Origin of the sequence: Pseudoalteromonas sp. Z9A4 (assembly GCF_011378845.1) — a bacterium.
In the GTDB taxonomy this organism is placed as follows: Bacteria; Pseudomonadota; Gammaproteobacteria; order Enterobacterales; family Alteromonadaceae; genus Pseudoalteromonas; species Pseudoalteromonas arctica.
The window spans coordinates 60,157-79,330 of record NZ_WTLA01000016.1; the positions used below are offsets into that span (position 1 = coordinate 60,157).

Genomic DNA, 19,174 nt, shown 5'->3' on the forward strand with positions numbered 1-19,174 from the left:
GACAAACACAAAAACACACAGAGGTAGAAATATGCAGAACATAATTAATTGGTCCTTAGCTTGTTTGGTTTTTATAGCCTCTTTTACCTGTTACGCAATGGGTAACGAATCAGGCGCTATTATTTTGATGTTAGCAGGGTTTTTTTTCGAGGTTATGTTTTGGTTGCGCGGTTATAAAGAGCAAGAAGGTAATAAGCGCTTTTTTTAATCGCTAACTAGGGCCTGTTGACCTTTTAGGATTAAAATTTGTTCAATCTAGGGGCTATTTAATCGCGGCGCGAGGTTTGTGACCTAGTGGACTAAGTAAAAACCGAGCAACAAAGAGCAAATTGCCCCTAGGCAGAACCCTTCGGGCAGCGTATGTTTGGCATTTGTGCTACGTTATCGCCTATTTATGGGGAATAACCACACTACATAGGCTCTGCCTTGCCTAAATACCAAACATACTGCTGCAAATTTAACCTCGAAAGATAAACAGGCCCTAGGCTTGCTTATCACAAGTGATTACATAATAATGACTGTATAAATAAACAGTTGTGTTGTGGTGATGAAGAAGTTTATTCACATAGACATGGATTGCTTTTATGCAGCAGTAGAAATGCGAGATAATCCAAAACTTGCATGTGTACCGCTTGCTATTGGAGGCAATAGCCGACGAGGCGTGCTCTCAACCGCTAACTATATAGCGAGGGAGTATGGCGTGCGATCGGCTATGTCGAACTATCATGCTAAACAGTTATGCCCCGATTTAGTTATTGTCCCTGGGCGTATGGCTGTATACAAAGAAGCTTCAAACCAAATACGTGAAGTATTTAGCCGCTACACAGACTTAATTGAACCACTCTCTTTAGATGAAGCCTACCTAGATGTAACAGATAGCACCGCTTGTAAAGGCAGCGCCACACTTATTGCACAGCAAATAAGAGCCGATATTTACAATGCCACGGGGCTCACTGCATCAGCAGGTATTGCACCAATTAAATTTATTGCCAAAATAGCGAGTGACGAAAAAAAGCCTAATGGTCAGTTTGTCGTTTTGCCTCATGAGATCGATGATTTTTTAGCGCAATTACCGCTGGGTAAAATTCCGGGGGTGGGTAAAGTAACGCTCGAAAAGCTAAATTTAAAAGGCTTATATACCGGCAAGGATGTACGTGAAAAAGGCGTTAACTGGATGCAGCAACATGTGGGTAATTTTGGTGTGTCGCTTTATCAAAAATGTGCAGGTGAATATGTTGGTAAAGTATCAACAGATCGCATCAGAAAGTCGCTGAGTGTTGAACATACCTACGAATACAATAAAACAAGTTTGCAAGAGTGCTTAGATGAGCTACCAAAATTGTTAGACGAATTAGTTTTAAGACTTAATAAACAGCAATTACAAAACCGTATTAATAAGCTGAGTGTTAAAGTGAAGTTTGCAAACTTTGTAGTGACCTCAGCCGATCAGGCATACCACGATCTAAACACAGAAATATTTATTCAACTCCTTACTAAGGCCTATCAACGAGGGCTACAACAACCTGTAAGATTACTTGGCATAGGCGTTGGCATTAAAAGCGAGCCAGAACAAAACTTCCAACTGAGTATTCTCGATTAAGCTGTAAAGCCTGTAACTCCAAGTTGCCATTTATTGGCAAGTTGTATAATTAGCTCATCGCACCTTGCTGGTCTTCAATATTTAAATCGACGATAATAGGGGCTTATGTTTTCTAACAGGACTTTATTTATGGCATACCCTCAAGCGGTTAGTGCAAGCCTTGAATGCACATCTCATGATGCGCTTATTATTATTAGTGATGACTTTTCTCAATTACCAAATAACTCATTACGTGATGCTATTTTAGACCAAGCAAAAGTTGATTCTCGCATTGGTAAACAAGTTACTTTATTAGTGATTGAAAACAAACGCGTTGTACTTGCGCCAACGGGTCCGTTAAATAGAGATTACGACGATGTTCGCCGTTATTTTGATGCTGCTAAATTAGCAATTAACGAAGCAAAAGCGTCGGGTAGTGTTAATCCTGCATTATTTTTACCAAATTTAAATGGTGATAGCCGTTATCAGCATGCTTTAGAAGTTTCTTATTTAGGCGCTTGCCAAGCCTTATGGCAGCCATTAGAAGCGCGTGAATATCACGGTGAAAGTATTGAACCTATTACTCAAATTGGTTTAGTTGGCGCAAGCGAGCAAACAATCAAAGCTGTTAATGCAATTGCAGCTGGCCAATATGCCGCGCGTGATTTATGTGGCACTGAACCTGAGCGTATGGCTCCACCACGTTTTGCTGATTACTGCGTTGATTTATTTAAAGGCTCAAGCATTGCAGTTGAAGTAATTGATGATATTGCAGCTATTGATAAAAACTACCCAATGCTAAGCACTGTTGCTCGTGCATCTTATGCAGTTGAGCGCCATCACCCACGTGTTGTTAAGCTTGAATATGTACCAGAGGGTGAAATTACTCGCACACTTATGTTTGTAGGTAAGGGTCTTGTATACGATACAGGCGGTGCAGATTTAAAAGTAGGTGGCCATATGGCAGGCATGAGTCGTGATAAAGGCGGTGCAGCTTCTGTTGCGGGCTTTATGAAAGCTGTTGCGGATTATCAGCCTAAAGGCGTTAAGGTGGTATCGTACTTAGCCGTTGTTCGTAACTCTATTGGTTCGGATTGTTTTGTGCCAGATGAAATTATTACTAGCCGCGAAGGTATCCGTGTACGCATTGGTAATACCGATGCAGAAGGGCGCTTGGCAATGGGTGACCTGCTTAGCGAAATGAAAGATTTAGCTAAAGGCGAAATAAACCCAACGTTGTTTACTGTTGCTACATTAACGGGTCACGCGGCACGTGCAATGGGCCCTTACGGTGCGTATGTTGAAAATGGTCCAGCTCGTAGCGCTGGTGTTTCACGTCAAATAGCTGACCTTGGAGATTTGTGGGCCGATGGCGCTGAAGTATCGCGTTCTCGCCGTGAAGATTACGACTTTATTAAACCACGCACGCTAGCTGACGATGTACTCTCGAGCAATAACGCAGCATCTGCTGTTACTGCTCGTGGGCATCAGTTCCCTATGGCGTTTATGGCTATTGTTGGTGGGCTTGATAAGCACGGTAACGACTCTGCACAACCTTTACCTTATGTTCATATGGATATTGCAGGTAGCGGTGTTGAAGGTGGTGATTGGCAGCATGGCAAGCCAACAGCTGCATCAGTAACGAGCTTGTTTGCACGTTACTGTTTGTAAGCTAAAAACTTACACGTAATAAAAAAGCCCTGTTAATTCAGGGCTTTCGCATTTTATGAGAACGGTATCGATTAATCTAATTTAAAACGATGGACCATGCTAGATAGCTCTTGGCTACTTTGCTTGAGGTTATCGCTAGTACTTGTAAGTTGCTTAGTATTATTAAGTGATTGCTCTGTTGAGTGTGAAAGCTCATTAATACGTAAATTAACTTCATCAGCTGCTTGAGTTTGTTGCTCTGTTGCACGTGCAATTTGGCTATTCATTTCGGTAATGATTGAAACAAGTCGTTCTATTTCATTAAGTGAAGTATTAGCAGACGAAGCTTGCTCTACGGTAGAGACCGAAAGCGCTTGGCTTGATTTAACTGCTTCTACTGCGGCTTTTGCACCTTCTTGTAGTTTAGTGATCATGGTTTGAATTTCGTCAGTACTTTGCCCCGTACGACTCGCGAGTGTACGTACTTCATCTGCAACAACAGCAAAGCCTCTGCCGTGCTCTCCTGCGCGAGCAGCCTCTATGGCAGCGTTTAATGCTAGTAAGTTAGTTTGCTCCGATATGCTTCTTATAACATCAAGCACAGAACCAATATTATGGCTTTCATTGGCCAAATCAGCAGTTACACGACTCACTGTTTCTATATTGTTTGAGAGTGTTTCTATAGCTGTAATTGTTTGAGTAACTACACTTCTACCCGTTGATGCATTTTTTGCAGCATCCTTTGCAGCTTGCTCTGCGGCTTCGGCGTTACGGCTCACATCATGTATTTGATGGGTCATTTGTTCCATTGCGGCTGCAACTTGGGTTGAGCTGTCATTTTGTAGTTCTATAAATGAGAGACTGGTTCTACTTGATTCATCAACTGTATGTGCATGATCGCTAACATCACTCGCACTTTTGGATACATGAGCTAGTGACTCACGCATTTTCAAAACAAACAAATTAAATGAGCGCGATAACTCAGATATTTCATCATTACCTGATTCATTTAAGGCACGGGTTAAGTCACCTTCGCCTTGTGAAATGTCCTTCATCATATCCGCTGCTAAACGAGTAGGTATTAGAATGCTTTTACCTATAAAGTAACTAAGTAAAATAACAGCAATAATCATAATTATTGCACTGACTATGATTAGGTTACGTTGCTCGCTAAATACTTCGTCAATTGAATCAAGATACACTCCAGAACCAATAATCCATTGCCATTGATTAAAGCCTTTAACAAAAGCTACTTTTTCAACTGGTTGATCTTTACCTGGTTTTGGCCACTTATAAGGTATAAATCCTTCACCAGCGCGTTTGACTACATTAACCATCTCCACAAAGAGCGCCTTTCCATCTGGGTCTTTATTATTGCTTAAGTCTTTACTGTCGAGAGCAGGTTTAATCGGATGCATTATCATTGCAGGCTGGTAATCATTTATCCAAAAATAATTGGTTTTGTCATATCGTAGTGCTTTTATTGCATTAAGAGCTTGCGTTTGAGCTTGCAGTTGAGTGAGTGAATTATTTTGCTCGAGGTCATAAAAGTGTTCAATAATGCTATAAGCAGTTTCTACTACATTTTGTGTTTTAATATACTGCTCGTTTTTAAGAGAGTTATATTGGTTAGTCAAGCTGGATATACTCAGTACTATTAGCCCAAACACTACAATTGCTATTAACAGTGAAAAACGTTGGAATATACTAAAACTACGTAGACTAGGCATACATTTATCCTCAAAAAGTGTGCGCTTTAGCGCATTGAATAAGCGTAGCTAAAAAGAGAGTTTAATCTAGGCCCAAGACCATTAATGCAAAAAAAAGGCTGATTTATCAATCAGCCTTTAGTCTATAATTACTTTATTTACTTATTTAACATCAAAATGACGATTAAAGAAGTTTGTAATTGTTTGATGTAAGTGCGTTTGCACTTGTTTACCACGTAGGCTGTGCTTAGAGCCTGGGTAGGTCATCATTTCAAACTGTTTTTCGTTATCTTGCAGTTGTTTAAACAATTTAGTTGAATGAGTAAACAGCACGTTGTCGTCAGCCATTCCATGATAAATCATTAATGGGCCTTTTAAGCCATCGGTATATGGGAATACTGCGCTGTCTTCGTAGCCTTTAGCATTCGTATCAGGGTGACCTAAATAACGCTCAGTGTAATGTGTATCGTATAATGCCCAATCGGTTACTGGAGCACCTGATACGCCAGCCTGAAAGTAATCGCCCGCTTTAAACATAGTCATAAGTGCCATATAGCCGCCGTAGCTGTGGCCATAAACACCAATTCGTTGTGGGTCTACGTAATCAAGTGTACGTAAAAACTCTACACCTTTAATTTGATCGGCAACCTCAACCACACCTAAATGTTTATAAATAGCATCTTCAAACTTTTTACCACGGTTGTACGAACCACGGTTATCTAGTTGAAAAATTACGTAACCTTGTTGCGCCATGTACTGAAAGTACAAGTTTTTACTACGCCAGCTATTTGTCACTCGTTGGGCATGCGGGCCGCCGTATACGTTAACAATAACAGGGTGCTTTTTGCCATCAGCAATGGTGCTAGGCTTAAATAAACGGTAATGCATAACTTGGCCATCTTCGGCTTTAATTGTGCCGTATTCTGGTTTTGTTAAGTCGCTTAAATAAGGAGTAAGGGGGTGGCTACTATCTAGCTTATTTTCTTCAAGCCATGTAATAAATTCGCCGTTTACTTTACGAAGCGCTGCTGAGTTTGGTTTATTATCAGACGAGCTATTATCGATAAAGGTTTTGCTGTCTTTTGCTAGCACAACATTATGGTACTGACCTTTTTCGGTGATACGTTTGGCATCGCCTTTTTTAAATAAAGGCGCGCTGTATAAATGGCTTTCAAGCGGTGTATCTTTTCGGCCGGCAAAGTAAATAATGCCTTTTTTCTCATCAATACCTTTTAAGCTATCAACAGCCCAATCACCATAGGTGATTTGACGAACAAGTTGACCGTTTGTGCGATACAGATATAAGTGTTTAAAACCGTCGCGCTCAGATGCCCATACAAAATGTTTTTTGTCTTTTAAAAACTCAAGATCAAAATGTAAGTTAATCCACGTTTCGCTGTTTTCGGTTAATGCTACTTTTTGGGCTTTAGTTCCGCTGTTATAAAAACGAAGCTCTAATTTATGTTGTGAGCGATTTTGCCATTGGTACGACAGTGTATTGCCGTCTTTTAGCCATTTAGCACGCGCGATATAAATGTCTTCATCTTTACCTAAATCAATCCAATCTACTTTTTGATCATTTAGTTTAACTACACCGAGTTGAATTTTTACGTTATCGGTGCCTGTAAACGGGTAGCGTTGGTTAAATAATTTAACTTCATCAGCGTAAATTTCGTTACGGATAGCTTCTTTTACTGGGGTTTCGTCAACGCGGGTATAGGCAATTTTAGTTTCATCCCCTGACCACCAGTAACCTGTCATACGGCTCATCTCTTCTTGAGCTACAAATTCGGCCATGCCGTTTTTAATTACACCGCCGCCATCTTTACTAAGTTGAATCTCTTTACCTGATTCAAGCTCTAAAGCGAATAGATTTTGCTCTCGAATAAACGATACGTAGTTACCTTTAGGTGAAAAGCGCGCATCAGTTTCAAATGTTTCAGTGTCGGTTAGTTTTTTACTTTTAGCAGAGGCTAAATCGTAATAGTAGAGGTCGCCGTTAAGTGGGAATAAAAGTGCTTTACCGTCTTTAGACCATTTGTATTCTAATATCCCTTTACCAAAAATACGTTGGCGTTCGCGGCGTGCTTTTTCTTCATCAGATAGGTTTTCTGGGCCTGAAAATAATTTTTCCGAATCAACTAGCACACGGTTGGTGTTATCTTTTAGATTATATTCCCATAAATCGTAGCGATTGTAGTCATCGCTTTTGCCTTGTAAATAAGTTACACGGCTGCCATCAGGCGAAAATTTAAGTTGTACAGGTGATTTACCAGAAAGGCTTGGATCGTCAAAAATACGTTCCAACGATAAAGGTTTTGCTTGAACACTAATAGCGCCAACCATTAACGGGAGGGCTAGTGAGAGGTGTTTTATTTTTTTTAGCACAAGGTTGCCTTAGCTTATTATAAATATTGCTTTGATGGTAAAGCCAAGCGTGTGCAACTGCAACTAAATGCTATAAAGTGGCGATTATTAAAGACAAAGTAGGACATAACAATGACTAACCCTGAATTTAAACTAGCGCCAGAACTTAAACGTGACTGTATAGAGCTTGCCGATTGGCCACTGTGTAAAGTGCTTTTATTGAACGACAGCCAATATCCGTGGTTTGTATTAGTGCCTAGGCAGGCTAACTTAAAAGAGATAATTGATTTATCTGAGGATGATCAAATTGTGTATTTAAAAGAGTCAGCCAAGCTAAGTAAATTATTAGTGGATGTGTTTAGCCCTGATAAGTTAAACATAGCTGCTTTGGGTAATATGGTGCCGCAATTACATATTCACCATATTGCACGCTTTACTACTGATGCTGCTTGGCCTGCGCCAATTTGGGGTAAGTACCCAGCTGTGCCGTATACAGATGTAAAAATTACAGAGTTAAAAAAAGCGCTGCAGTTTTAAGCTGCAACGCTTTTTTAGGGGTTAGCTAAGTTTAACTAAACTTATTTAAGCCCTAAAACTTCCCTACCTTGCTTAAACGTTACATCTACAGGGATATTTGCTTTGCTTAGTTTTTCTAAGTCTTTAGCAAGTTCTTCTTTGATATCACCATGCGTTGCAATTAGTTGATCTACTTTTTCGTAATCGCCATCACCTTGTAGAGTCAAAATTAAGCGAGAAAGATTAGCAATAGCAGTGCTCATTTTTTCCATGTTGATGCTGTATAAACCCGCTTCATTTTTAGAAAATGCGCCTTCTTGTGCAAAAAAGTTAAAGCGGATCATGTTTGCTTGTCCATGCGCACTCGATGCACCAAAACGTACTGAACGGAAAATACCCGCCATAAACGTAGTGTAGTAATCTTCAAGTGTGCCTTCAGTGATCTCGCCTTTTTTAAGCAACTGCTCAACCATGTACAGGCCTAAAATATCGGCTTTACCCTCTTCAAGCGCACTTGCGTGTTCTTGTAGTGATTGACGAACAGTGCCTTTACCAGTAATTGTATTTTTAATACCTAAACCGTGAGCCACTTCGTGGAACATCGTATTGGCAAAAAATGCATCAAAAGTAATGTGTTTACGTTGCTCAGCTACAATTAACTGCTCTGAAATTGGTACTAGAATTTTATCAAACTTGGCACGCATCGCATTTTTAAGTTGCAGACGACGAGTTCCTTTTTCTAGCTGTACTTGCTCATCGTTTGGTAAGTTAATTGCAATTGTTTTACTACCCGCGTTTGAATGCCCAGCGTAGTAAACAACATCATATGCATTTAAGTCGGCGTCAGAGCCTGGTATTTCTTGCTTGTACTTAGCATCAACGGGTAAGCCTTTTTGAAGCTCCGGTAAAAATGCTGCAAACTTAGCTAAACGTTCACTCCATTTTAAATCTTTGATAAGTACATAAGACTCATAAGCAGCACGGTAACCAAATAATTGATCTTCATAGGTCTCAATTGGACCAATAACCACATCTACTGGGTTGTTCTTCATGTCCATCCAAGCAAAGTCAGAAACTTGGAAGTCATCTTTTTGTAGAGCATCAGCACGCAGATTTAAGTAATTAGCAAATTCTTTATCGTCAGCAAGTTTACTTGCTTGACGTAAAAGGTCGGCGGCAGTTGTAAGCTCATCAGCGTATTCTTTTGAATATGGCACGCTGTAAAGCTTGCCTTGCTCATCACGCTTAATTACAGAGTAAAGCCCAGTTTTGTCTTCAACATCTGCATTGTTTAACTCTTCTTTAGTTATATCAGCAGGGTAAAACTGTGCGCCAAGAGGTTTTTCTTTATAGCTGGATAAAAACGCTTCATCGCCATTTAAACGATCCCATGGACCGTAGTTAATATCGGCAAATTTACGTACTTTGTCGTTGCTTAACTTTGCTAAAAGAACATCTTTATTTTCACCAAAAGATTGCTTCCAAAATAACTCGTCCATAATTTTTGAAGCGTCAATAAGTTTTGCAACCATCGCTCGTTGATTGTCGCTCAAATGTGATAAATCACTTTTTAAGCTAAAGTCGGTGTAAATATCTAAACGTTGCTTATCTATGTTAATAAGCTCAGGGCCTGATTGTGCATTGCTTTTTTGAGCAAGTTCTGTGGCTGTGTTGTCGGTAGAAGACGGCGCTTGTTCAGAACATGCACTAAGAAAAACGACACCAGAAAGCGCAATTGCTTGGCTAATTTTATTTAAGTTCATTATATTGCCTGTGGAAAAGTAAGTTTGATAATTTGTACTGCTTTGGTTAAAGACTAAATATGTACAAACGCTTCCTTATTGTGTGTGCATTAAAGCAAAACTAATTGGTAAATAGCAAGTATTTGGTGTTGTAAGGCAAACATATGCGTTAACGCATCAGAAATAAAAATAAACTTCTGTAATTTCCTTAACTTTATCGGTAAGTTAGATAATACTAATTATATTACGAATACGGAAAATAACTGCCTGAGTTTGCAGTTACTTTACAGGCTGAACACAAAAGGATGGCGACTTTATGTCTACAGAAAATGCTTTATTAACGATTTTAGTCGATAGAATAAATAATGATACTCTCGTTTTACCAACGCTACCTGAGGTAGCGATTAAGGTTCGCCAAGCTGCTGATAACCCTGATGTGAATTTAATGCAAATGTCAGATGTGATCTCGCAAGATCCCGCGCTTTCAGCTCGAATGATAAAAGTAGCCAATAGTGCGATTATGGGACGTTCTGTAAAAGTATCCAATTTACAACAAGCAGTGACTCGAATTGGGTTGCGTCAGATTAAAAATATTGCAACTGCTATGGCTATGGAGCAACTGTTTGTATCAAATAATGAGCTAATTAAAGGTTACATGAGCAAGGCTTGGCAAAAAACACTAACAGTTGCGAGTCATTCAATATCACTCATGGAATTTTACCTAAAAAATAATAAACACACTTCGTTAAACCGTGATTCAATTACATTAGCATCACTTGTTTATAATATTGGTGTTTTACCAATTTTAACCGAGGCAGAGCGCCATCCTGAAGTGTTTGCTAACCCAAGCTTTTTAGCTCATGCAATTCAAAAACTTAGCGGGAAGGTAGGCTCATCAATTATGCAAGCTTGGGAGTTTCCTAAAGAGTTTGTAGATGTAGCTCATAGCTGGGCAGACCCAAGTTACAAACCAGAGAAGGTTAGTTATGTAGACTTTATTCGAGTAGGGGCTATTTTAGAGGGCACGCTACAAGTTACTGATAAATCGGCGGCGCTGCAAACATACATAGATAAAGGTGTAATACCGTCTATGCAGCTGTTCACAAGCGATGAATACAACGATATGCTAAATGATGTAAAAGAGATGTTTAGTTAAACGCACTTCGCTACACAAACAAAAAAGGGTTAACTAGCGTTAACCCTTTTTGCTTTTATTGAATTGCGTCTAATACTATTCCATCAGTTCTGCGAGTAGGGTACAAAGATTCAACTACAAAACTTGGAATAAACCCTTTAGCTGATGACACCACTACTTTAGATTTCGCACCAATAATTCGGGCATTAACAATAACACCACGGTTAGTGTATGTAAGCGTGCCAGTTAAAGTGTATTCAATATGTGGATACCCTTTAATATCTTTACCATTTCGACTAAACGAAAAATCACCCATCGGTGTTACATGCACTGTACCTGTATGCTTATAATCAACAACAGACAAACCAAATTCTTGTAATTCAGTAATGAAGCTTTCAGCTAAATGATTACCAAAAATATTAGTTGTTTGAAGGTTATCGTCTAAATTTACAAACGAGGTAATAGCGATAGGCGTACCGCTATTTATGTAATTCATATTCTCAATTAGCTTCATTGCTAATTGCTCAGTGTAATTACTTAATAACTTACTGCTGTTAATTGGGCGATAATTATTTTCAGGAAATTGCCAGTTATTAACGCGTGGTTGATGGTCTGTAGCATAGCGGTTATGAACGTTATTATAGCCAATATTGTTATGTGGCGCGTGTCCGTTATAAACAGGATGAGTAGTACACGCCGAAAGCGACAGTGTAAAAAGTGCCGATAAAGTAAGAGTTATTTTTTTTGATAACATGTTTTCTTCCTGAAACATAAGGGGATTTTATAAATACTCCTCCTTATCGACACACTTTTTGATTACTTTAATTAAATTTAATAATTAATTTGTTTATTTTTTATTATAGTGCTTTTGTAACCTCTTCTTTTTTATAGCGTAGCTTACCTGCAACCCATGTTTGTAGTACGTTGGTTTTATATATCTCGTCAACAGGTATTTTAAAGTAGTCTTTATCAATTAAAATAAAGTCTGCCCATTTACCTGTTTCTAAACTACCCACCTGAAATTCTTGATGAGCCGCATAGGCGCCACCAAGAGTAAATGCACGTAATGCATCTTCGCGGCTTAGTACTTCACTTGCACGCCAGCCGTTTTCAGGTAGTTTGTTATGATCCATACGTGTAATGGCTGAATACAAACCGTCGAATGGATTTGCAAGCTCTACAGGATAATCAGACCCTGCTGCAACAACCGAACCTTGCTGTAAAAATGTTTGCCACGCGTAGGCGCCGCTTAGTTGCTTTCCAGTTAAACGCTGCTCTGCCATATGCATATCAGAGGTGGCATGCACCGGCTGCATTGAAGGGATTATTTTTAACGCTTTAAAGCGAGGGATATCCTCAGGCGTTACAATTTGTGCGTGCTCTATTCGGTTACGTAGTAATATACCGCCCGTTTTTTTAAACACATTTTGATAGGCATCAAGTACTACTTTATTTGCTTTATCGCCAATTGCGTGAGTATTTGCGCTAAAGCCGCTTTTAAAGCTTTGTGTAAAGAGCGCTTCGAGTTTTCCTTGTGTTTCAAGCATTAAGCCATGGTGACCAGGTCTGTCTGCATACTCTTCAATCAGAGCGGCTCCGCGAGAGCCAAGTGCGCCATCGGCGTAAACTTTAACACTGCGAATTTCCATAAAGTCATTTTTATCGTGGTATCTGCCTGCCTTTAACATTGTGCCTAAATCAGGGCTTGCACCACTTAGCATTGCCACAATACGTAATGGCAAATTACCAAGGTCGCCGCGCTCTTTGTAAACTTCCCATGTGGTTTTATCAATACCTGCATCGTGAGTAGAGGTAATGCCTAAACTTAATAAATGCTTACCTGCTGCATCTAGTGAGTCACTTATATCTTGTTTTGAAGGGGCTGGCATATACTGGGCAATTAGCGATTCTGCTTTATCGATAAAAATACCTGTAGGATTGCCAAATTCGTCTTTAATTATTTCACCGCCTTCAGGGGCTTTTGTTTGGGCGGTAATACCAGCAAGTTCGAGCACTTTTGAATTAACCCAAATGGCGTGACTATCAACCCGAGAAAGCACCACAGGTCGTTCGCTAACTACTTTGTCTAAATCTTTAGCCGTAGGAAAGCGTGTATCAGCCCAAAGCTCTTGGTTCCAACCTCGCCCTATAATCCAACCTTGTTTATTATCGGCAAATACTTTTAGTTTATTTGTTACTTCATCAACCGATTTTGCGCCACGTACGTCAAGTTGCGATAAATTATCGCCAAGGCCAATAACGTGCCCATGAGCATCAATTAAGCCAGGTAATAAGGTATTACCGTGTGCGTCAATTAGCTTGGCATCTGGGTAGCTATCTTTAAGTGTTTCGCTACCTAGCTTAACGACCTTGCCATTTTTAATGACGAGGGTAGAAAACTGCTGTACTTCACCTTTGTATAAAGGGGTATAACCATTGGCGTTATAAATTACTTTTGTTTGTGCGAGAGTGTAGCTAGAACTAGCGCAAAGGCTGGCTAGTATGAGTGGTTTGATTATTTTTTTGAGTGGCATAGTTACTTAATTTTTATTGTTAATTTACTTACATTAACAAACTTGATTTTATAATACCAATGAATTGATAGACCTCATTTTAATGTTTTTCTCTATATTAACTGTTTACAAAATAGGTAATCGATATGATTGTTTAGTATGTAAAATAATCAATAAAGCATAAGGAAATGCTATGAAAGCCCTCTATTTATTACTCCCCTTGGGCACGATGCTAAAAGCCGCAAAGAAAAGTATTTCAGGTTGTGTTGAGCTCTCTGTACTAGTTAACTCACAAGGTAGGGCTCAAGGGGATAGTGTCATTTCGTCCTATCCTGAGGGAGTATTTGATGTTTATGCTGCAGCTTCTATAAGCTTATTACACTGTAAACCAACAGCTAACAATGAAAGTAAGCAACCTGTACTGACCTATACTGAAATGGATTTTATGGTGAGCTAAAACCTACTGATGCAGAGTATTTGGTGCATTGCCCTGATGGGAGAAATGATTAAAGTTAGGAACACATCAGTATAAAAAGTTAGGTGTTTGTTTACCTAGCTATAAAACTACTTACTTGCATATAAACCGTATTCGTTTAGTGCTAACTTGCCGTCTTTATCGCTATCGTAGCTTGAAAATCGTGACCACAAAGCAGGGTCTATAGCGGTTTCTGAGCGTGATAAAAAACCATCTTTGTTTCTATCTAGCTTTTTAAATTGCTTTGCAATGTCGTTACTTGCGGCAAAACTAAATGCGCTAAAAATACTAAACGCCAGCAGCGTTATATAGCTAATACTTTTCATATAAATCACTTAGTAAAGGTTGTTAGTTAGATAACTTTTAAATTCGACTAGCGAAATTTGGTTGTCTTGGTTTTTGTCCCATTTTACAAAGGTGTTTAAAAGTTGTGGTTGGGGATCAAGTTCTTCGTGTGTTAAATAGCCACTTTTGTCGCTATCTAGGTGATCAAAGCGTTGCTTTACATCAAGTGCCGCAGCATCAAAACTTAATAGCATTAAAATGCTTATAACAAGGGAAAGTATCTTCATGGTATTCCTTCCAAAAGATGTATCTAAAGTTTATGGCTAAAGTAAAAAGCACTTGCCGTAATTTAACTCCCAACATTAAATCCTTTTACACACTCCCTCAGGGATTATGGCAAATGCTTTTAAATTCAGTTTACCTGTAACAAGCTTAAGTAAAGCTTAATCAGTAATTACTCATTAAGGCTTAAAGCTTTCAAATTCTTTTTTTGAAACTTTTTCATCACCGTCTTCATCTAAATCGGCAAATTGTCTCATTACTTCTTTGTCTTCCTTTGCTTCTACAATTGATATTTGTCCATCCATATCTTTATCTAAATGGGCAAAGCGCACGTTTGTTGGCGATGCTAGTACGGTGGCACTAATTGCTAAAAACATTAATGAAAAAGCGGCTATAAGTTGTTTCATAATCACGTTCCTTATTAAATGAGTTTATTGAATAAATTTTTTGAATTCATCTAGCGACAATTGCCCATCTTGATTAGTATCAATTTGAGAAAAATTCTCGTGTAAAACGGCATCTTCACCTGCTTCGGCTTCACTTAATGTCCCGTTGCTGTCTTTATCAAGCTCGTTAAAAGTCGCGTGAACGTCCATTGCGTGTGCGTTAGCGCTTAAAAAGCCTAAAGCCAGTAACGATGAAATTACTAAAATGCGTTTGTTCATAATTATTTCCCTATTGATTAAAGTTATTATTCATAATACAAAAATGATGCCAACAATAATTGTTGTTAATTTTCAATTGGTTAGTGTTTTTATTTGAAGGAAGTGAGAAATTTTTACCGGGGTTATTGTAATTTTTGTGTGCCTATAGCAACACTATGTAGTGAGATTGAAGAGAGGGCTTTGAAATCAATGGTTTGCGTTGTCTCTATTTGGCGACACATTGTTTTTGTAGCGCTGGCTGTTAATCGTATTTAATATAATTGCAGGTTCAGCTAGTGTATAAGGTAGACGTTTAATAATACAAAGCTTAACTCTAAAAGGACTAAATGCAATGCCAGCTACTATAGCTAAAAGATACCAGGCAATGCTTAACTGGCGGCCTAACTTAATTGGGCAATTTGCAATGAGTATGCTGCTTTCGTTACTCCCCCTTTCTATAGTGGTAATTGTGTTTTTAAATGCGCTTAACAAGCAGTTAGCAGTGACTCAAAGTATCGTGAGTAACAACTACCAAGTTACCAAATCGTTTAATACTCTTAAACAAGAACTCAACAGCCTTGAGCGCGCCACTAGGCAAAACTGGGTATTAAAAAGCGAATCGCTAGATAAGCTCATTGTCGATAAATGGCAATCATCCCTGCAAAGTATCGATGAACTTAAATTTGTAAAAACAGATAAAGATTATACCCACCAATGGCAACGCTTATATGCCACATTACAAACAGCGCATGTAGATCTTGTTGAGCGAAAACAACAGCAAGCGGAGTTATTTGTGCCAGTGAGCGATTTAGTTGCTGAGCTTACTTTATGGTTGCGTGATAAAAATGAAGCGCAAATTACCAATAACCAAAATGAACTTACCAGCCTACAAACTTCATTTATAAACTGGCTGGTGGCACTTATTCCGCTTACTTTAATTGTTGGTGGTGGTTTTTTATGGCGCATAAGTGGGCGACTAAAAGGGTTAACTACGGTTATTGATAAGCTAGGGCAGGGGCATTGGCAGCAAAAAATATCTGTAAAAGGCTCCGCTGAGCTAGTTGAGCTAGGAGAAAAACTCCAATGGGTGCAAGAGCAACTTCATATGCTTGAGCAGCAAAAAGATACCTTTTTACGCCATGTTACCCATGAGCTGAAAACGCCGCTTGCTTCAATGGTCGAAGGCACTGATTTACTAACTGATGAAATAGTAGGCCCAATTACTGCTGAGCAAAAAGCAGTACTTGAGCTTATTAGCCAATCTATGGTGCGCCTTCGTACAATGATTGACAGCTTGCTGAGTTATAATGCGATTCGCACCAGTAAAGACAGCCTAAGTGAAGTTGAATTTAGTTATCTTATTAATAAAATTAATAGCCATTTTGAACATCGCTTAAGTGCGCGTCAGCAAGCTCTGCAATGGCAAAATAACTTACCTAATAAAACGCTCGCTTTACCTAGTGAGCTTATTGAGATGATTTTAATTCAACTTATTTCAAATGGCTTAAAATTTTCACAAGATAAGCAAAGCGTTACTATTAATTTAACGCTTGAGCAAAACCAACTTTGTATTGCTATACTTGATAAAGGATGTGGTATTAAAAAGCAAGAAAAAACTCAAATTTTCAACGCATTTTATCAAGGTAAACACAGTAAAAATGTTACGCTGCAAGGCAGTGGGCTTGGCTTAACTATTGTGAAAGAATCTGTTGAACAGCTAAGAGGTACACTTACTGTTGAGCATAACGAGCCGCATGGTTGCCGGTTTTCAATTAAAATTCCCATAACAAAAAATCTAGGAGTTAATTAACATGCGCTTGCGTTTAATCGCTATTTTATGTGTGCTCAGTAGCAGCATAGTTATATCAGGCTGTGAAATTAATAATGGGCAAGAAGAGCGTGTGTCAATTACACCTGCGCCTGTGGTCGATATCAAAATAACGAACGACAAAAACAGTAAACCTAGTCCAAAACCCAGACCAAAAATTGAACCAAGCTATCCGCCTGCAGAGCAAGTTATTGCATGGCACGCTAATCAGTGTGGCGGATTTAAATTGGTGCCCAAAAAAGATATTTTTACAGGTGAAAACGATCTTAAACGCTTTTTTAAATTTATGTGCTTAAACATAAATGATGATCCAAATACGGTGATGACTAAGTTGTTAAAACTCGATCTTGCTTACTTTTGGCCAGATGATATAAAGCAATATTTATGGCTTCAAAAGCAGCAAGTGACTATGCAAATAAATGCTAAAAAAGAGCAGCAAGCACTTAACAATAAAATGCAAGAAACCCTCTCATCGTTAGCAACAATTGAGCAGCAGCTTTTACTACGAGAAGAAACTAAGGAGCAGTAACTATGGCAGCAACCAAAGTGCAAGGTGCAAAAGTATTACTCGTTGACGACGACGCTAGTTTATTAAAACTGCTCGCTATTCGCATCGAATCAAAAGGATACGAAGTAATGACCTGTGAAAGTGGCTTAACCGCACTACAAACACTAAAAAGCCAAGTGTTTGACGCCGTAATAACCGACCTACGTATGGATGAAATGGATGGCATGGCACTGCATCGTCAGTTGCAAAGCCGCTACCCTGCATTACCTGTCATTATGATGACAGCGCACGGTTCAATTCCTGATGCCGTAGAGGCAACTAAGCAGGGCATTTTTGCATTTATAACTAAACCTGTAGATAAAGATGAGCTATTTGACAGCCTTGCTAAAGCGATAGAAATACATGGTGTTAATGCAGATGAAGTTGTACCAAAAAGCAATATAGTTACGCGTAGTGGCACAATGCTGCACTTGTTAGAGCAAGTAAAACTACTTGGGCCAACGCAAGTTAATGTATTGATTTCGGGGGCTAGTGGTACAGGTAAAGAGCTACTCGCACAGGCGATTCATCAGCATAGTCATGTAAGCGGTGGCCCTTTCGTTGCAATTAACTGCGGCGCTGTACCGGGTGAGCTTTTAGAGTCTGAATTATTTGGTCATAAAAAAGGCTCTTTTACGGGCGCAATTAAAGATCATCAAGGTTTGTTTCAGCAAGCTGAGGGCGGCACGCTATTTTTAGACGAGATAGGCGATATGCCACTTAACTTGCAGGTTAAGTTACTGCGCGTATTACAAGAAAAAACAATTCGCCCCGTAGGCTTTCAAGAAGAAATAGCGATTGATGTACGTATTGTATCGGCAACACATAAAAATCTTCCTGAAGCTATTTTAAACCAGCAATTTAGAGAAGATTTATATTATCGCTTAAACGTAGTTAATTTAAAATTACCGCCATTGTGTGAGCGCCGCGAAGATATAAGCTTATTAGCACAGCACTTTAGTGCAAGCATTGCTAAGCGCATGAAGCAAACTGAAAAACACTTTGCAAGCGATGCTATGCATGCGCTTGTGCGTTACGACTGGCCAGGTAATATCCGCCAACTACAAAACGTAGTAGAGCAGGTTGTAGCATTAACGCCAAGCGATGTTATTTCAGAGCACTTAGTATTAGCTGCGCTAAATAGTAACGAAACAAACGTAGAACCATTATCACTAAACGACGCTAAAAAAGAGTTTGAGCGTGACTATGTAATTAACACTTTAAAAATGGCAGATGGTAACGTAGCCGAAGGCGCTAAGCTTGCTAAGCGCAACCGCTCAGATTTTTATAAGCTGATTAAAAAGCATAATATTGATGTTGATAATTTAGGTTAAGGAAAAGCATGCAGTTATTTATGGTGTATTTAGGTGGACGGATTCAAGGTTGCCACATTGAAATGCATGATATTCGTTTTGTTGTAGGGCAAAACATCGAGCAAACTTATACAAAGTTAAAAAGCCAGTGGGTAGGCGACAGAAGTAGTGTTCACATGGATAGCTACATGGCAATTAATCATATTGATGGCTTTAAAGTAGAGATTGTTGATGCGTACGTTGAACAAAATAAGCAACTCTATTTTGTAAATTTAGGCGCTTACAGAAGTGATTCTATGGCTGAGCAACACGACTTTGCACTGTATGTTGCAAGCAGTAGCCATGAAGCTAAAGAGCGAGCTAAAAACGATTTACTCGCAGGGCTTAGCCATATTCATAAAGATGATTTACATGACGTAGACGATTGTTTTGCCATTGATTTACTCGATAGTAAACTAAATATAAAGTTGACACCAAGCGGTGAAGCACAAACAATAAAGCCAGATTGGTTTGGTTATTATATTTTATAATTTAACAGTGTTTAATAGGGATGTTTGTGAAGAAGTATGGTTTTATAGTTCTAATTTTA

General features: G+C 39.0%; 18 protein-coding genes. 9 read left to right on the plus strand and 9 right to left on the minus strand.

Translation table 11 applies throughout. The annotated features are described in order from the left end of the window. The first annotated feature begins 547 nt into the window (after window positions 1–547). Both dinB and GQR54_RS12625 read left to right on the plus strand, forming a co-directional pair. Window positions 548–1,600 (plus strand): DNA polymerase IV, encoded by a 1,053-nt coding sequence (dinB, locus tag GQR54_RS12620; RefSeq protein WP_166378040.1) that lies wholly within the window; start codon window positions 548–550, stop codon window positions 1,598–1,600. Between the two features lie 129 nt (window positions 1,601–1,729). Beyond that, window positions 1,730–3,250 (plus strand): leucyl aminopeptidase family protein, encoded by a 1,521-nt coding sequence (locus GQR54_RS12625; protein WP_166378042.1) that lies wholly within the window; start codon window positions 1,730–1,732, stop codon window positions 3,248–3,250. Between the two features lie 71 nt (window positions 3,251–3,321). On the opposite strand, the gene GQR54_RS12630 is transcribed toward GQR54_RS12625, so the two are convergent. Then, the gene (locus GQR54_RS12630) at window positions 3,322–4,959 is read right to left on the minus strand and encodes a methyl-accepting chemotaxis protein (protein WP_166378044.1); all 1,638 of its coding nucleotides are present in this window, start codon (window positions 4,957–4,959) and stop codon (window positions 3,322–3,324) included. 141 nt (window positions 4,960–5,100) lie between these two features. After that, window positions 5,101–7,326, minus strand: coding sequence for a S9 family peptidase (locus tag GQR54_RS12635; RefSeq protein ID WP_166378045.1), 2,226 nt, complete (start codon window positions 7,324–7,326; stop codon window positions 5,101–5,103). A 111-nt stretch (window positions 7,327–7,437) separates the two neighbouring features. On the opposite strand from GQR54_RS12635, the gene GQR54_RS12640 reads away from it, so the two are divergent. Beyond that, on the plus strand, window positions 7,438–7,842 hold the full coding sequence (locus GQR54_RS12640) for an HIT domain-containing protein (protein ID WP_166378047.1): 405 nt from the start codon (window positions 7,438–7,440) through the stop codon (window positions 7,840–7,842). A gap of 41 nt (window positions 7,843–7,883) precedes the next feature. Here the strand turns inward: GQR54_RS12640 and GQR54_RS12645 are convergent, their stop codons facing one another. Then, window positions 7,884–9,584 carry a Zn-dependent hydrolase gene (locus tag GQR54_RS12645; RefSeq protein WP_166378049.1) on the minus strand — a complete coding sequence of 567 codons (1,701 nt, stop codon included), beginning with the start codon at window positions 9,582–9,584 and terminating at the stop codon, window positions 7,884–7,886. A gap of 295 nt (window positions 9,585–9,879) precedes the next feature. Here GQR54_RS12645 and GQR54_RS12650 point away from each other — a divergent pair, with 295 nt between their 5' ends. Beyond that, window positions 9,880–10,719, plus strand: coding sequence for an HDOD domain-containing protein (locus GQR54_RS12650; RefSeq protein WP_166378051.1), 840 nt, complete (start codon window positions 9,880–9,882; stop codon window positions 10,717–10,719). Between the two features lie 55 nt (window positions 10,720–10,774). On the opposite strand, the gene GQR54_RS12655 is transcribed toward GQR54_RS12650, so the two are convergent. Both GQR54_RS12655 and GQR54_RS12660 read right to left on the minus strand, forming a co-directional pair. Then, entirely contained in the window at window positions 10,775–11,452 is a 678-nt protein-coding gene (locus tag GQR54_RS12655) for a FlgO family outer membrane protein (RefSeq protein ID WP_166378052.1), read from the minus strand. Between the two features lie 103 nt (window positions 11,453–11,555). Next, window positions 11,556–13,232: an amidohydrolase gene (locus GQR54_RS12660; RefSeq protein ID WP_166378054.1), complete on the minus strand. Its 1,677-nt coding sequence runs from the start codon at window positions 13,230–13,232 to the stop codon at window positions 11,556–11,558. Window positions 13,233–13,404: 172 nt separating this feature from the next. Between GQR54_RS12660 and GQR54_RS12665 the strand changes: the two genes are divergently transcribed. Beyond that, window positions 13,405–13,668 carry an energy transducer TonB gene (locus GQR54_RS12665; protein ID WP_240918943.1) on the plus strand — a complete coding sequence of 88 codons (264 nt, stop codon included), beginning with the start codon at window positions 13,405–13,407 and terminating at the stop codon, window positions 13,666–13,668. Window positions 13,669–13,775: 107 nt separating this feature from the next. On the opposite strand, the gene GQR54_RS12670 is transcribed toward GQR54_RS12665, so the two are convergent. From GQR54_RS12670 to GQR54_RS12685, 4 genes are all read right to left on the minus strand, one after another. Next, a complete protein-coding gene (locus tag GQR54_RS12670; protein ID WP_007581557.1) occupies window positions 13,776–14,012 on the minus strand; it encodes a calcium-binding protein in 237 nt (78 codons plus the stop codon). Window positions 14,013–14,021: 9 nt separating this feature from the next. Further along, entirely contained in the window at window positions 14,022–14,258 is a 237-nt protein-coding gene (locus GQR54_RS12675; protein WP_166378056.1) for an EF-hand domain-containing protein, read from the minus strand. Between the two features lie 174 nt (window positions 14,259–14,432). Next, window positions 14,433–14,660 carry a hypothetical protein gene (locus tag GQR54_RS12680; RefSeq protein ID WP_166378057.1) on the minus strand — a complete coding sequence of 76 codons (228 nt, stop codon included), beginning with the start codon at window positions 14,658–14,660 and terminating at the stop codon, window positions 14,433–14,435. Window positions 14,661–14,684: 24 nt separating this feature from the next. Further along, window positions 14,685–14,918 (minus strand): EF-hand domain-containing protein, encoded by a 234-nt coding sequence (locus GQR54_RS12685; RefSeq protein ID WP_166378059.1) that lies wholly within the window; start codon window positions 14,916–14,918, stop codon window positions 14,685–14,687. Between the two features lie 331 nt (window positions 14,919–15,249). On the opposite strand from GQR54_RS12685, the gene GQR54_RS12690 reads away from it, so the two are divergent. From GQR54_RS12690 to GQR54_RS12705, 4 genes are read left to right on the plus strand one after another with little or no spacing between them, the layout of a single operon-like run. Next, on the plus strand, window positions 15,250–16,707 hold the full coding sequence (locus GQR54_RS12690; protein ID WP_166378061.1) for a HAMP domain-containing sensor histidine kinase: 1,458 nt from the start codon (window positions 15,250–15,252) through the stop codon (window positions 16,705–16,707). A gap of 1 nt (window position 16,708) precedes the next feature. Further along, complete coding sequence (locus GQR54_RS12695; RefSeq protein WP_166378063.1) at window positions 16,709–17,254, plus strand: hypothetical protein; 546 nt, start codon at window positions 16,709–16,711, stop codon at window positions 17,252–17,254. 2 nt (window positions 17,255–17,256) lie between these two features. After that, on the plus strand, window positions 17,257–18,606 hold the full coding sequence (locus tag GQR54_RS12700; RefSeq protein ID WP_166378065.1) for a sigma 54-interacting transcriptional regulator: 1,350 nt from the start codon (window positions 17,257–17,259) through the stop codon (window positions 18,604–18,606). An 8-nt stretch (window positions 18,607–18,614) separates the two neighbouring features. Then, on the plus strand, window positions 18,615–19,115 hold the full coding sequence (locus GQR54_RS12705; protein WP_166378067.1) for a DUF1543 domain-containing protein: 501 nt from the start codon (window positions 18,615–18,617) through the stop codon (window positions 19,113–19,115). Window positions 19,116–19,174 lie beyond the last annotated feature (59 nt).

Bases quoted from the DNA above. Each gene is read 5' to 3' on its own strand.
- GQR54_RS12670 (WP_007581557.1), bottom strand. From the start codon at position 14,012: ATGAAAAGTATTAGCTATATAACGCTGCTGGCGTTTAGTATTTTTAGC.
- GQR54_RS12655 (WP_166378052.1), bottom strand. From the start codon at position 11,452: ATGTTATCAAAAAAAATAACTCTTACTTTATCGGCACTTTTTACACTG.
- GQR54_RS12630 (WP_166378044.1), bottom strand. From the start codon at position 4,959: ATGCCTAGTCTACGTAGTTTTAGTATATTCCAACGTTTTTCACTGTTA.
- GQR54_RS12685 (WP_166378059.1), bottom strand. From the start codon at position 14,918: ATGAACAAACGCATTTTAGTAATTTCATCGTTACTGGCTTTAGGCTTT.
- GQR54_RS12660 (WP_166378054.1), bottom strand. From the start codon at position 13,232: ATGCCACTCAAAAAAATAATCAAACCACTCATACTAGCCAGCCTTTGC.
- GQR54_RS12695 (WP_166378063.1), top strand. From the start codon at position 16,709: ATGCGCTTGCGTTTAATCGCTATTTTATGTGTGCTCAGTAGCAGCATA.
- dinB (WP_166378040.1), top strand. From the start codon at position 548: ATGAAGAAGTTTATTCACATAGACATGGATTGCTTTTATGCAGCAGTA.
- GQR54_RS12675 (WP_166378056.1), bottom strand. From the start codon at position 14,258: ATGAAGATACTTTCCCTTGTTATAAGCATTTTAATGCTATTAAGTTTT.
- GQR54_RS12700 (WP_166378065.1), top strand. From the start codon at position 17,257: ATGGCAGCAACCAAAGTGCAAGGTGCAAAAGTATTACTCGTTGACGAC.
- GQR54_RS12705 (WP_166378067.1), top strand. From the start codon at position 18,615: ATGCAGTTATTTATGGTGTATTTAGGTGGACGGATTCAAGGTTGCCAC.
- GQR54_RS12690 (WP_166378061.1), top strand. From the start codon at position 15,250: ATGCCAGCTACTATAGCTAAAAGATACCAGGCAATGCTTAACTGGCGG.
- GQR54_RS12645 (WP_166378049.1), bottom strand. From the start codon at position 9,584: ATGAACTTAAATAAAATTAGCCAAGCAATTGCGCTTTCTGGTGTCGTT.
- GQR54_RS12680 (WP_166378057.1), bottom strand. From the start codon at position 14,660: ATGAAACAACTTATAGCCGCTTTTTCATTAATGTTTTTAGCAATTAGT.
- GQR54_RS12625 (WP_166378042.1), top strand. From the start codon at position 1,730: ATGGCATACCCTCAAGCGGTTAGTGCAAGCCTTGAATGCACATCTCAT.
- GQR54_RS12650 (WP_166378051.1), top strand. From the start codon at position 9,880: ATGTCTACAGAAAATGCTTTATTAACGATTTTAGTCGATAGAATAAAT.
- GQR54_RS12640 (WP_166378047.1), top strand. From the start codon at position 7,438: ATGACTAACCCTGAATTTAAACTAGCGCCAGAACTTAAACGTGACTGT.
- GQR54_RS12665 (WP_240918943.1), top strand. From the start codon at position 13,405: ATGAAAGCCCTCTATTTATTACTCCCCTTGGGCACGATGCTAAAAGCC.